Below are 13,466 nucleotides of genomic sequence, written 5' to 3'. Positions count from 1 at the left end.
GCGTTGGGGGGGCGGACCCCTCCCGCGGATGTGCAATGACGTTACGTCGAACGATCTGGCCCGCGCTCGCTGTCCTGGCGTGCCTGGTGACCTCCCTCACAGCCCAGCAGTCCCGTGGTTCCGCACTGCAGGCCTCCGGTTCCGCGCGCGTTCGCTACGAAGGCTGGAGCTGGTTCGACCCCGGCAGTGCGGCGCCCACCGTCCCCGGCGCCAACAGCTACGGCTACGGCGCCGCACTTCTCAAGGGGGGGCTGCGCTTCGACACCCGGCGCTGGTTTGACGCCACACTCGAACTGCAGCACACCACGCTGCTTGGCCTCCCCGAGGATGCCCGCGGTCCGGCGCCCATCGGCGAGATGGGGGGCGGCGCTTCCCACTTCACCCCGCACGCCAAGTCGAACGACAGCCGGATCTTCGTCAACCAGGCGTTCCTAACCCTCAAGCGCCCGGGCCGCGGGGCCACCTACCTGCGGGCGGGCCGCTTCGACTACATGGACGGGACGGAGGCGCCGACCCCCGACCCGACGCTCGAGTGGCTGCGGCGCAGCCGGGTGGCGGGGCGCCTGATCGCCAACTTCGGCTTCAGCCACGTGCAGCGCACCTTCGACGGCGGCGCGGCGGCGCTCGACGGCACGGGCGCCAACCTGACCCTCTTCGCGGCCCATCCGCGGCAGGGGGGCTTCGAACTCAACGGTGGCCAGGACATGTCCGAGGTGGACATCGCCGCCGCCACCCTGACCGTGAAGCCCGCGCGGCTTGGCGGGAAGGCGGAGGCGCGGCTCTTCGCGATGTACTACGCCGACCGGCGCTCCCCCGCCGATTCGGTGGTCATGGTCGACAACCGGCCCGCCCCGGTGCGCAGCGCCGACAGCGCCGGCCTCTCCATCCCGATGATCGGCGGCCACTACCTGCGCCACGGTCCCCTGGGCCGGGGCGAGTGGGACGCGACGCTGTGGGGCGTCTACCAGGCCGGCAACTGGGGCGCGCTCGACCACCGCGCCTGGGCCGTGGCCGCCGAGGGCGGCTACCAGTTCTCCCGGGCGCCGTGGAAGCCGTGGCTCCGGGTGGGCTACAACCGCTCCTCCGGCGATGACGACCCGAACGACGGCACCCACCGGACCTTCTTCCAGGCCATGACCACCGTGCGGCCGTTCGCGCAGTTCCCGTTCTTCAACCTGATGAACACCGAGGACCTCTTCGCGCAGCTGGTGCTCCGTCCGGTGCCGGGGCGGCTCACCCTGCGCACCGACGTGCACCGGATCCGCCTGGCCGAGGCCGGCGACCTCTGGTATGGCGGCTCGGGCGCGTTCCAGCGGCGGGGGTCCTTCGGGTTCGGCGGCCGCCCCAGCGGTGGCCACCAGGACCTCGCCACCCTGGCCGACCTCTCGGTGGACTATGCGGTGCGGCCCTGGTGGAGCCTCTACGGCTACGTGGGCCACGCCTTCGGGGGCGCGGTGGTGCGCGGGACCTACGCCGGCGACGCCGCCACCCTGGCGTATGTGGAGGTCACCTTCCGCCGCCCATGACTTGAGCGTCTCGCCCTGCGGCCCCCGGATCTGGGCAGTCCGGTGGGCCGTCGGTATCATTCAGCCATGATCATTGCCACCCTCTTCCTCGCGGCGGTGCAGCTTCCCGCCGCCGCCCCGCATGCCCCCTACTGGCAGCAGGGCGTCCGCTACGAGATCCGCGCCCGCCTCGATGAGGCCAGCGGCGTGCTCGGCGGCCAGCAGCAGGTGACCTACATCAACCGGTCACCCGACACCCTCACCACCTTTGCCTTCCACCTGCACCTCAACGCCTTCCGTCCCGGCTCCCGGTGGGCGGACGCTGACTCGGTGGAACGGCGGCGCCGGTTCAACGACCTCACGGACCCCGACTTCGCCTTTGCCCACGTCCGCAACGTCCGGATGATGGGGCAGGCGGTGACGCCGGTGTTCCCCTTTGCGCCGGACAGCACCATCGCGCGGTTCACGCTGCCGCGGCCGCTGGCGCCCGGCGACTCGATGGTGGTGGACCTCGACTTCGACGCCCGCCCCTCGACCACGCCGCGCCGCCAGGGCCGCCGGGGCCGGGCCTTCGACTTTGCCCAGTCGTATCCCAAGGTGGTGGTCTACGACAGGCACGGGTGGAACGAGCAGCCGCTGTATCCGGGCGGGGAGTTCTACGGGGAGTTCGCCACCTACCTGGTGGAGCTCGACCTGGCCCGCGACCAGGTGATCGGCGCCACCGGGGTGCCCATCTGCGGCGACCCGGGCTGGGAGTCGGCCAACCAGGTCCCTGACCGGCCCATCCAGTACCAGCGCGATCATTACCCCAACGCCCCGCGATACACCGCGGTGGGCACCGAGTGCGTGCGCGCCGTGGACGGGCCGCCGCGCGACGTGGCGCTGGTGATGGGCCGCAAGCGGGTGGTGTGGTACGCCGAGGACGTCCATCACTGGGCCGCCAGCCTCAATCCCGCGTACAAGTACGAGGGCGCGGCCTTCGGGCCGGTGGCGGTCCACGTGCTGTACCAGCCGGGCGACACCGCCAGCTGGGGCCGCGGGGTGGCCACCCAGCGCACGGTGAAGGCGCTGCAGTGGCTCGACCACATCTTCGGGCCCTTTGCCTGGCCGCAGATCACCAACGTGCACCGCATCGAGGGGGGCGGCACCGAGTTCCCCATGATGATCATGGACGGCTCGGCGGGGCAGGGGCTCATCGTCCACGAGCTGGGCCACAACTACACCATGGGCATCCTGGCCAACAACGAGTGGCGCGAGGGGTGGCTCGACGAGGGCTTCACCAGCTTCCAGACCTCGCTGTTCAGCGCCACCCAGCAGGGGGGCACCGACGAGGACCCGGCCGACGACGCCTTCCTCACCGGCCTCGACCTCGACGGCATGTCCGAACCGGCCAGCCTGGTGAGTGACAAGTACCGCGACTTCACCAGCTACGGCATCAGCATCTACAGCCGGGGGGAGATGTTCTTCCACCGCCTGCGCTACGTGGTGGGCGACGCCGCGATGCTCCGCATCCTGCGCACCTTCTACGACCGCTGGAAGCTCAAGCACGTGGACGAGGCGGCCTTCCGCGCCGTGGCCGAGGAGGTGAGCGGCATGGACCTCGGCACGTTCTTCGGGCAGGGGCTGCATGGGACGGAGCTGGTGGACTACGCCGTCGGCCGGGTGAAGATCGAGGCGTCGAGCCCGGGAGCCGCCGGGGCGTCCGGCTGGGAGACGAGGGTCGAAGTGCTGCGCAAGGCCGACGGCAGGATCCCGGTCGAGGTCTGGGTGTTCGGCGCGTCCGACACCGCGATGGTCCGCACCGACGGGCTCGCCGCCGCCGAGTGGGTCACGGTGCAGACCCGCTCCAAGCCGCGCGAGGTGCGGCTCGATCCGCGGGTCCGCACCGGCGACTGGAACATGCTCAACAACACCTGGCGCAAGGGCTTTCTCGGCATCGTGACCCGGGAGCCGAAGCGGGAGCGGTACCTCGACACCGGGTTCAGCCAGCGCACCGCCCGCGACCGGCGCACCGAAGGCACCATGCCGGTGGCCTGGTACAACGACGCGGCCGGCATCACCCTCGGCCTCCGGACCCGGGAGGACTACTTCGGGCGGTTCGAGCAGAACCTCTCGATGTTCAGCTACGGCACCGGCTGGGAGTCCGATCGCGACGTGAAGGACTCCGACTTCCTGATCCGGATGCGCAACCCCACGGCGCTGCGCGCCCCCGGGCTGTCGCAGACCCTCGAGGGCTACAACGTCGAGGGCCGCTACGGCGCCCGGCTGGCGGTGGAGCAGACCCGCCGGCCGCACCTGAGCTTCGGGCCCACCCACACCATGGGCGCCTCGCTCACCTGGCACGTGCCCGACGACGCCCGCTACCTGGAGCCCGGGTACTACGACGATGCCGGGACGGTGGAGCTCGGGCTGGCCGCGGGCGTCACCGACCAGGTGAACGGCTGGAACCTCGCCAGCCGCTTCGGGGTGGCCGGCGGCCTGGCCTACAACCCGGACGGGCTCGCCGCCGCCACCGGGCGGACCGACCTCGATCCCGTCTACGGCCGTGGCACCCTGGAGCTGGAGGCCCGCCGGGCCCTCGGCGCGGCGGCGCCCGGCCGGCCGGCGCGCTGGAGCTTCGGGTTCCGGCTCTTCGGCGGGGTGAGCACCAGCGGCGCCTCGGCCGTGAAGCAGCGGCAGGTCTACGTCGCGGGTGCCGATCCGCTGGAGCGCTTCGGCAACCCCTTCCTGCGCTCCGACGGCGCGCTGCTGGTGCGTCCCGACGTGAACTACCACGCCCCCGGTGGCGGCAACCTGCGGGGCTTCGACCCGCGGCTCTCCGCCGACGGGCTGGTGGCGGTGAACCTCGAGCTGGAGCGCACCGTGCTGCTACGGCGCGGCGGGCACCTGTTCAACCGCGTGGGAATTGCGCTCTTCGGCGATGCCGGCCACACCTTCGATGACCGGGCCGCGGACCGGCTGCTGGCCGACGCGGGCATCGGGCTGCGGATCGACCATCGCATCGGCCAGACCCGGTTCACCACCCGGGTCGACCTGCCGCTGCTGGTCAACCGTCCCGCGCTGGCGCAGGACACCCACCCGGGATCGGACAAGGCGGGCTTCCGGTGGACCTTCAGCTTCACGCCGGCGTTCTGATCGTGGCTCGGCGGCTCGGCGGCCCGTGCTGATCCCCGGCCTGCCGGACTTCTCCGACCGCCGCGCGCTCTTCCGCGGCACCTTCGGCAAGTGGCTGGAGGATGTCGTGGAGAAGGCGGAGCGGAGGGTGTCGCCGGAACGGCACCTGCGGCCGCCCGGGGCACTGCCGGAGATGGCGTTCCTGGCCGCCTGCACCCGCTGCGGCGAGTGCATCAGCGCCTGCCCGCCGTTCGCGCTGCGGAAGGTGCCGGCCTCCTCCGGGTTCGGGGCGGGGACGCCCTACATCGATCCCGAGCTGCAGGCCTGCACCGTCTGCGAGACCATGCCCTGCGTGGCGGCCTGCCCCACCGACGCCCTGACCCTGCCGCCGCAGGGGTGGGCTGGGTATCGTCTGGCGGCGCTGGAACTGGTCCCGGAGCGCTGCGTGACCTTTGCCGGGACGCCCTGCCGCGCCTGCGCCGACGCCTGCCCGGTCGGGGAGCGCGCCCTGGCCATCGATGCCGATGGGCACCCGGTGCTCAAGGCGGAGGGTTGCGTGGGGTGCGGGGTCTGCGTCCGCGCCTGCATCACCCGACCGTCCTCATTCCTGCTGCACCCCCTGGAGGGCTGATGGCCGAGGTGCCGTACCGCGTGGACAAGCCGTGGGGCTATGAACTGGTCTGGGCCCGCACCGACAAGTACGTGGGCAAGATCCTCCACGTGAAGGCCGGGCACGTCCTGAGCCTGCAGTACCACAACCGGAAGGACGAGACCATGCACGTCCTCTCCGGCGAACTGATCCTGCGCACCCAGCCGGGGGACACTCTCCTCGCGCGGCCCTTCAAGGCCGGCGAGTCGGTGCACATCCCGCCCACCCTGATCCACCAGATCGAAGCCGTGGTGGACACCGACGTGCTCGAAGCCTCCAGCCCAGAGCTGGACGACCTGGTCCGCCTCCAGGACCGCTACGGAAGGAGCTGACGACGATGCAGGTGATCATCCCCCTGGCCGGCAAGGGGACCCGCCTCCGCCCGCACACCCACCTGGTGCCCAAGCCCATGCTCAAGGTGGCGGGGCGGCCGGTGATGGACTGGGTGATGGACAAGCTCGCGGGCCTGTCCGTCTCCGAGATCATCTATATCACGGGCCACCTCAAGGAGCAGGTGGAGCAGTACGCCCGCGCCCACTACAAGTACCCCAGCCGGTTCATCGAGCAGCGGGTCCAGGACGGCACCGCCGGGGCCATCAACCTGGCGCGGCCCTACGTGAAGGAGCCGGTGCTGATCATCTTCGTCGACACGGTCTTCGAGGCCGACCTCACGCTGATCAACCGCACCACCGCCGACGGGATCATCTGGGCCAAGGAGGTCGAGGACTACCAGCGCTTCGGCGTGGTGGTGACCGACGGGGACGGCTTCATGACGAAGATCGTCGAGAAGCCCTCCACCCCGATCTCCAAGCTGGCCAACATCGGGCTCTACTACATCAAGGACACCGCCGCGCTGTGGCAGGGGATCGACCACGTGCTGCAGAGCCCGGCCAACAAGGGCGAGTTCTACCTGACCGACGCCTTCCAGCACATGATCGACCACGGCCGGAAGATCCTCACCGCCGAGGTGGGCGGCTGGTACGACTGCGGCAAGCTCGACACGCTGCTCGAGACCAACGAGATCCTGCTCCGGCAGGGCTCGGCCCGGCGGCGGGAGTTCCCCGGCGTCACCATCCACGACCCGGTGCTCATCCAGGACGGCGTCACCATCGAGCACAGCACCATCGGCCCGAATGTGACCCTCGAGGCCGGCACCCGGGTGGTCAACAGCCGGCTGGAGCACACCATCGTCGGCGAGCGGGGCAGCATCCTCGACAGCACCCTGCGCCACTCCATGCTCGGCGACCGCGTCGCGGTGCGTGGCTTCAAGGGGAGCACCACGCTCGGTGATGATTCCGAGGTCACCGGCGCCAGCTGAGGGGCCCGCGCGGCACGTCCGGGGAGCCGGTCCGGCGCAGGCCGGGCCGGCTCCCCGGCCCGTTCCCCGACGGCCCCCTCCGGTGTAGCCTTAGGCCCATCCATGAGCGCCACCGCCGACCTCTTCCAGGGCTACCTCGACCTTCGCTGGCACTTCGACCCCGCCGCCGCCAGCGGCCAGGGGGTCACCGCGCACGACCACCGCCTGGCCGACTACTCCCTGGACCGGATGCGGGAGCACCTGGTGGCCTTCAAGGCCATCGCGGCGGCGGCGGAGCAGATCGAGGTCGAGGATCCGCAGGAGGAGATCGACCGCACCGCCTTCCTCGACGAGGTGCGGATCACCATTGCGCGGTTCGAGCGGGAGCGCCCCCACGTCCACGACCCGAGCTTCTGGCTCGGCCACCTCTACGGCGCCTTCCAGTCGCTGCTGCGCCGCCGCAACGGCCACACCCGCGAACGCGGCCTCGCCCTGCTCGGCCGCCTCAAGGCCACCCCCGCCTACCTGCGCGCCGCGCGCGAGACCCTCAAGGACCCGCCGCGGGTATTCCTGGAGACGGCGAGCCAGCTCGCCGCCGTGGGGCCCCGGCTGCTGGCCGACGTGGCGGGCACGGTGCGCGACAGCGACCCCGAGCTGGCCGGCCCCGCCGACGACGCGCTGAGCGAGGCGGAGGGCGCCCTCACCCGCTTCTCCATGGCCCTCGGCGGCGACCTCGCCGCCCACCACGACGACCTCTCGTTTGCCATCGGCGAGGACCAGTTCAACCGCCGGCTGCACCACGAGCACGCCCTGCGCGCGGGGGCGCCCGAGCTGTATCGCTACGGCATGCACCTCGCCGACGAGGCCGCGGCCGAGGTGCGGACGCTCGCCGCGCAGATCGACCCGCGGGTCCCGTGGCAGACGGTGGTGGAGCGGCTCCGGGTGCAGTCCGCGCCGGGCCCCGACCTGGTCGGCGCCTTCCGCGACACCGTGGAGCGGGCCCGGCACTTCCTCGAGGCGCGCGACCTCGTCACCCTGCCGCCGCAGCCGCTCGAGGTGATCGAGACCCCGGCCTTCCTCCGGCCGCTCATGCCCTTCGCGGCGTACAGCCCGCCGGCCGCCTTCGGCGACTACCCCACCGGCACCTTCTACGTCACCTCGCCCGCGGCGGGCCAGCCCGCGGCCGCGGCCGGCTGCTCCCTGCACGAGATCGCCTCCACCGTGGTGCACGAGGCGTGGCCCGGGCATCACCTGCAGCTGAGCGTGGCCCGCAACTCCCCCTCCGACGTGCGCCGGGTGAGCTGGACGCCGGTCACGGTCGAGGGGTGGGCGCTCTACTGCGAGGAGCTGATGGCGGAGCAGGGATTCTTCGCGTCGGTGGAGGAACGGCTGTTCCAGCGGCTGCACCTGCTGTGGCGGGCGGTGCGGATCGTGCTCGACGTCGGGCTGCACACCCGCGGCATGACGCCCGAGCAGGCGGCCGACATCCTGGTGGACCGGGTGGCGATGGACCGCGCCAAGGCGCGGGCGGAGGTGAGCCGCTACTGCGCCTGGCCCACCTACCAGCTCTGCTACGCCGTGGGCCGGCGCGAGTTCCTGCACCTGCGCGAGGCCTGGCGCGGCGCCGCCGGCCCCGGCGCCCCCCTGCGGGAGTTCCACGACACGGTGCTCGCGTACGGCGGGCTGCCCGTCAGCCTCATCCGGTGGGGGATGGGCCTCGGCATCGATGAGTAGCCGGGGCGCCACCGCGCCTCCCCCGCCCGCCGCCGGGATCCCGGCCACCGTCAAGGGCCTCGCCCTGGTCTCGCTGTTCAATGACTTTGCCAGCGAGATGGTCTATCCGCTCCTCCCCGCCTTCGTGGTCGGCACCCTCGGCGGCAGCCCGGGCACCCTCGCCGCCCTCGACGGCGCCGCCGACCTCGCCGCCGCCGCCACCAAGTGGGTCAGCGGTGGCCTCGCCGACCGCCCCGGCTGGCGCAAGCCGCTGATCCTGGTGGGCTACGCCTCCGCCGTCCTCATGCGCCCGCTCATCGCCGCCGCCTCCGCCGCCTGGCAGGTGGTGGGCTTCCGGGTGCTCGACCGCGTCGGCAAGGGGCTCCGTACCCCGGCCCGCGACGCGATGATCGCCGACGCCACGCCCCCCGGACTCCGCGGCCGCGCCTTCGGTTTCCACCGCGCCGCGGATCACTTCGGCTCCATCCCCGGCGCGCTCATCGCCTGGTGGCTGGTGAGCCACGCCATGCCGGTCCGCACCGTGCTCAGCTGGAGCATCCTCCCGGGGCTGGTGGCTGCGCTGATCCTCGTGGTCGTGCTGCGCGCCGCCCCGTCGGGCCGAGCCGCGACCGAGCCCCCTTCGGGAGCGCGCCAGCGCGACCCGGGGGCGAGGGAGTCCTCCAGGGCCGCGCCGGTGGGCCACCGCGACTCCGACGCCACCGGCCGGACCTTCTGGGCCCCGGTCCTGGCGCTCGCGCTGCTGGTGCTGCTGCGGCTGCCCGAGACCCTGCTGCTGCTCCGGCTGCAGGACCTGGGCGTGGCCGTGGCCACCATTCCCCTGGTGTGGGCCGGCCTGCACGTGGTGCGGAGCCTCAGTTCCTACCCCGGGGGCTGGCTGGTGGACCACCTCGGCCCCCGCGGCACCGTGGCCATGGGCGGGGGGGCCTTCGGGCTCGCCGCCGCCGCGCTCGGTGCGACGCTCTCCCCCGCAGCGGCCATCGCCGTGTTCCTGTCGCTGGGGCTGGTGGCGGGGCTCACCGAGTCGGCGGAGCGGGCGCTGATCGCCCGGCTGGCGCCGCGCCGGACCGGCCGGGGATTCGGGGCCTACCACGCCGTGACCGGACTCGCGGCCCTCCCGGCGGCCCTCTGCTTCGGCGGGCTCTACCAGGGCTGGGGGGGCGGGATGGCACTTTGGGCCTCCGCCGGGGGTATGCTGGTGGCAACCCTCTGCTGGCTGGCCGCCGCCAAGGAGACCTGACGGATGTCCCGCATGCGCTGCACCGGGCTCGTGTTCACCCTCGCCGCCGCCGCCACGGCGTCGCTCCCCGCGCAGGTGCAGGTCCGGGTGGGCGACCCGGCGCGCACCCTCTACTCCGAGCTGCACGAGGCGCTGCGCGACGGCACCCCCGCCGCCGACTCGGTGCGCCGGATCCTCGGCGCCACGGACGGGGCCCCGCTGTGGGCGCTGCTGCGCGGCGCCGTCGCGGGGAGCGCCCCCTGGAACGACGGCCTGCTGGCCCTCACCCGCCTCGCGGAGCTGCGCGAGACCGCCGGCCGCGACAGCGTGGCCGCCTGGCGCCGCCGCCTCGAGGCCGGGGACCTCCGTCCGCCGCGCCCTGACGTGGACCTCGCCGACCTGCTCCCGGGCCTCCACGCGGTGGAGCTCGAGCTGGACCGCGCCGCCGGCGGCGACCTCCGCGTGCTCGCCGCGCTCCTCCCCCGCATCCCGACCGGCGACTACGACCTCGGCGACGCCTGGGTCTTCGGGCGCCTGGGCGCGGGCGCCGCCGACACCGTGGCCCGCCGCTTCCTCGAGACCCGCGACCGCAACCTCCGCATCCGCTACCTGACGCTGCTCTCGTTCTCGCGGGATACCGCGCTGGTCCCGCTGCTCGGCCGCATCTACTCGGCCCCCGACAGCTTCGACCTTCCCAAGCGCATCGGCATCCGCGCCTCCGACGGGCTACTGTGGATCGGCACCCGCCCCGCGGTCGAGGCGCTGCTCACCGCCCGGGACGCGGCCCGGACCCGCGGCACCTACGCCGATCCGCGCCTCAATCACGCCGAGCTGGACTTCCTGGGGAACGACAGCTCGGTGGTGATCAGCCGGACGGGGAAGTGGCTGACGGAGTGGCGGGGGGTCCTGCCCTGACGTTGAACTGACGGGAAGCGGGAAGCGGGAAGCGGGAAGGCGAGGCGGGCTTTCCCTGCCTTCCCTTTTCCCGCTTCCCGCTTCCCGTTTCCCGTTGTTCGCCCTACTCCCGGCTCACCTCCGCCACCCCCCCCGACACCACGAACGCCATCACCTTGGCGCTGGGCGCGGCCAGCGGCGTCACCCGTTCGCTCGGGAAGAGCAGCAGCTGCCCCGCGAAGCTGTAGGAGAAGGGCAGGTACACCGTCACGTGGTCGGCCATGCCCAGTTCATCGAGCGAGTCCTGGGTGAGGAAGCCGATCGCCTTGGAGCCGGCCACCGGGTCGATGGTCACCACCACCGGCTGGGAGAAGCGCTTCTTCTCGCCCACGAAGGCGCCGGTCACGTCCTTGATGCCGGTGTAGAGCAGCCGGATGCCGGGGAGCCGCTCCAGCATCTCGTCCATCCATTCGAGCAGCCGGCGGGCCAGGAAGTTCGAGGCCAGGAACCCCACCAGGGTGATCAGCGTGAGGGTGGCGAGGAACCCCAGCCCCGGGACGGGGATGCGGAGCCAGCCGTCCACCGTGGTGAAGATCGCCCACAACACGTACAGCGTGAGCGCCGCGGGGGCGGTGAAAATGAGGCCGTTGAGGAAGTACCCGACCAGGCGTTTCATCGAAGGGTTCCGGGGGAAGGGTCAGCAGCAGCGGGTGGGGCCGTCGCCGTAGCGGGCCGTCACGTACAGGGTATAGAACTCCCGCTCGGTGGGGAGCGGCCAGTCGGGGTGCGTCAGGCGCAGGTGGCGGAGGTAGCCCTGGTAGTCGGGCATCCCGGCCACCTGCCGGAAGGTGGAGACGCAGGCGATGGCCTTCTCCCGCAGCTGCACCCACAGCCCCGAGGGGGCCTGGGCCCACCCATCGGCCGGGCCGCTGGGCCATCGCGCCGCCGAGCTACGAGACATACGCCGACTCCACGAACGGGGTCTCCGCGCTCGTCACCGGCGTGCCGCCCCGCAGGATCCGGAGCCACTCGCGCAGCGACGACAGCACCACCGCCAGCACGATCACCACGAAGACCGACGCCATCACCGCGTTGAGCTGGTCGTTGAAGATGAGCCGCCCCCCGCGCACCGGGTCGAGGGTGCCGGCGGCGATCTCCGCCTTGAGCGCGGCGGCGTCGGTGAGGAACCCGATGCGGCGCTCCGGCGAGAAGACCTTCTGCCAGCTGGCCGTGAGGGTCACCACCAGCAGCCAGGCCAGCGGCAGCAGGGTGGCCCAGGCGTAGCGGGCGCGGCCGGCCTTGATGATCAGCGTGGTCCCCACGCACAGCGCCACCGAGGCCAGCAGCTGGTTGCTGATGCCGAAGAGGGGCCACAGGCTGTTGATCCCGCCCAGCGGGTCGAGCACGCCCTGCACCAGGAACCAGCCCCAGCCGAGCACCACCAGCAGCGAGGAGAGCACGATGCTCGGGTACCAGGAGGTGCGGCCGAGGGGCGCCCAGACGTGGCCCGCCAGCTCCTGCAGCATGAAGCGGCCCACCCGGGTGCCGGCGTCGATGGTGGTGAGGATGAACAGCGCCTCGAACATGATCGCGAAGTGGTACCACAGCGCCAGCAGGTGCTCGCCGAACGCGCCGCTGAAGAGCGTGGCCATCCCCACCGCCAGGCTCGGCGCGCCGCCGGTACGGCCCAGCAGCGAGGCCTCGCCCACCTGGCGGGCCAGGGCGTCCATCTGCTCCGGCGTCACCGCGAAGCCCCAGCCGCGGATCGTCTCCGCCGCCGCCACCGCGTTCCCGCCCAGCTTGGCCAGCGGCACGTTGATGGCGAAGTACACCCCGGGGTCGAGCACCGCCGCGGCGCACATCGCCATCACCGCCACGAACGACTCCATCAGCATCCCGCCGTAGCCGATCAGCCGCGCGTCTTCCTCGCGGCGCAGCATCTTGGGCGTGGTGCCCGAGGCCACCAGGGCGTGGAAGCCGCTGATCGCCCCGCAGGCGATGGTGATGAACGCGAACGGGAACAGCTTCCCGGCGAACACCGGCCCGGTGCCGTCGATGAACCGGGTGAGCGCCGGGAGCTTGAGGTCGGGCAGTTCGACCAGGATGGTCACCGCGAGCAGCGCGATCGTCCCGATCTTCATGAAGGTCGAGAGGTAGTCCCGCGGCGCCAGCAGCATCCACACCGGCAGCACGCTCGCCACGAAGCCGTAGGCCACCAGCGCCAGCGCCAGCGTCACCGGGGCCCAGGTGAACAGCGGCGCCAGCGTGGGCGAGGCCGCCACCTGCTGCCCGCCCACCAGCGCGAGCAGCAGCAGCACCACCCCCGCCCCCGAGGCCTCGAGGGTGCGGCCCGGCCGCCACGCCTTCATCCAGAAGCCCATCAGCACCGCGATGGGGATGGTGCACGCGATCGTGAACAGCCCCCAGGGGCTGTCGCGCAGGGCGTTGACCACCACCAGCGCCAGCACCGCGAGCAGGATGATCATGATGGCGAGGATGGCCACCATCGCCGCCAGGCCGGTGAACGCCCCGATCTCCTCCTTGGCCATCTGCCCGAGCGACTTGCCGTCCCGCCGCATGGAGCCCACGAGGATGGTGAAGTCCTGCACCGCCCCCGCCAGCACCACCCCGAAGACGATCCACAGCGTCCCCGGCAGGTAGCCGAACTGGGCCGCCAGCACCGGGCCGATCAGCGGGCCGGCCCCGGAAATCGCGGCGAAGTGGTGCCCGAAGAGCACCCAGCGGCTGGTGGGCACGAAGTCGCGGCCGTTCCCCAGCCGCTCCGCCGGGGTGGCGCGCCGGTTGTCGAGCCCGAAGACGCGGGTGGCGAGGAACCGGCTGTAGAAGCGGTAGGCGATGAGGTAGGTGCCGACCGCCGCGAGGATCAGCCAGGCCGCGCTGACGGTCTCGCCGCGGCCGAGGGCGAGCATCGCCCAGCCGGCGGCGCCGGCCAGGGCCACGAGGGACCACAGGAGGGGGATCATGCGGCTCAATCTAGGGCGCCCCACGCGGGAGGACAGGGCGCGGCCGGCCCGGCGCGTGGGTCCCTCTTCCGCC

11 protein-coding genes are annotated in these 13,466 nt (G+C 72.4%); 8 read left to right on the top strand and 3 right to left on the bottom strand.

Annotated elements, in window-relative coordinates:
• Positions 1 to 86: 86 nt before the first annotated feature.
• The 8 genes from IPJ95_02750 to IPJ95_02715 all read left to right on the top strand — a co-directional run bounded on the left by IPJ95_02750 (position 87) and on the right by IPJ95_02715 (position 10,430).
• Positions 87 to 1,526, top strand: coding sequence for an alginate export family protein (locus IPJ95_02750; protein ID MBK7922533.1), 1,440 nt, complete (start codon positions 87 to 89; stop codon positions 1,524 to 1,526).
• A 66-nt stretch (positions 1,527 to 1,592) separates the two neighbouring features.
• On the top strand, positions 1,593 to 4,640 hold the full coding sequence (locus tag IPJ95_02745) for a M1 family metallopeptidase (protein ID MBK7922532.1): 3,048 nt from the start codon (positions 1,593 to 1,595) through the stop codon (positions 4,638 to 4,640).
• 25 nt (positions 4,641 to 4,665) lie between these two features.
• Complete coding sequence (locus IPJ95_02740) at positions 4,666 to 5,250, top strand: 4Fe-4S dicluster domain-containing protein (GenBank protein MBK7922531.1); 585 nt, start codon at positions 4,666 to 4,668, stop codon at positions 5,248 to 5,250.
• Complete coding sequence (locus tag IPJ95_02735) at positions 5,250 to 5,600, top strand: cupin domain-containing protein (protein ID MBK7922530.1); 351 nt, start codon at positions 5,250 to 5,252, stop codon at positions 5,598 to 5,600. The genes IPJ95_02740 and IPJ95_02735 overlap by 1 nt, the downstream gene beginning before the upstream one ends.
• A 5-nt stretch (positions 5,601 to 5,605) precedes the next feature.
• Entirely contained in the window at positions 5,606 to 6,586 is a 981-nt protein-coding gene (locus IPJ95_02730; protein ID MBK7922529.1) for an NTP transferase domain-containing protein, read from the top strand.
• A gap of 102 nt (positions 6,587 to 6,688) precedes the next feature.
• Positions 6,689 to 8,299 carry a DUF885 domain-containing protein gene (locus IPJ95_02725; protein MBK7922528.1) on the top strand — a complete coding sequence of 537 codons (1,611 nt, stop codon included), beginning with the start codon at positions 6,689 to 6,691 and terminating at the stop codon, positions 8,297 to 8,299.
• Positions 8,292 to 9,536, top strand: a complete 1,245-nt coding sequence (locus IPJ95_02720; GenBank protein MBK7922527.1) for an MFS transporter — start codon at positions 8,292 to 8,294, stop codon at positions 9,534 to 9,536. The genes IPJ95_02725 and IPJ95_02720 overlap by 8 nt, the downstream gene beginning before the upstream one ends.
• Positions 9,537 to 9,539: 3 nt before the next feature.
• Complete coding sequence (locus IPJ95_02715; protein ID MBK7922526.1) at positions 9,540 to 10,430, top strand: hypothetical protein; 891 nt, start codon at positions 9,540 to 9,542, stop codon at positions 10,428 to 10,430.
• Between the two features lie 103 nt (positions 10,431 to 10,533).
• Here IPJ95_02715 and IPJ95_02710 read toward each other — a convergent pair whose 3' ends face one another.
• Genes IPJ95_02710 through IPJ95_02700 form a run of 3 tightly spaced genes read right to left on the bottom strand, consistent with a single transcriptional unit; the run spans position 10,534 to position 13,393 of the window.
• Positions 10,534 to 11,085 carry a DUF502 domain-containing protein gene (locus IPJ95_02710; GenBank protein MBK7922525.1) on the bottom strand — a complete coding sequence of 184 codons (552 nt, stop codon included), beginning with the start codon at positions 11,083 to 11,085 and terminating at the stop codon, positions 10,534 to 10,536.
• A 21-nt stretch (positions 11,086 to 11,106) separates the two neighbouring features.
• A complete protein-coding gene (locus tag IPJ95_02705) occupies positions 11,107 to 11,370 on the bottom strand; it encodes a YbdD/YjiX family protein (GenBank protein MBK7922524.1) in 264 nt (87 codons plus the stop codon).
• Positions 11,360 to 13,393 carry a carbon starvation protein A gene (locus IPJ95_02700; GenBank protein ID MBK7922523.1) on the bottom strand — a complete coding sequence of 678 codons (2,034 nt, stop codon included), beginning with the start codon at positions 13,391 to 13,393 and terminating at the stop codon, positions 11,360 to 11,362. The genes IPJ95_02705 and IPJ95_02700 overlap by 11 nt, the downstream gene beginning before the upstream one ends.
• Between the last annotated feature and the right edge of the window lie 73 nt (positions 13,394 to 13,466).

This window comes from Gemmatimonadota bacterium (assembly GCA_016713785.1).
Classification (GTDB): domain Bacteria; phylum Gemmatimonadota; class Gemmatimonadetes; order Gemmatimonadales; family GWC2-71-9; genus JADJOM01.
The sequence above is the reverse complement of the archived record's forward strand: the minus strand, read 5'-3'. Positions and strand labels throughout refer to the sequence as shown.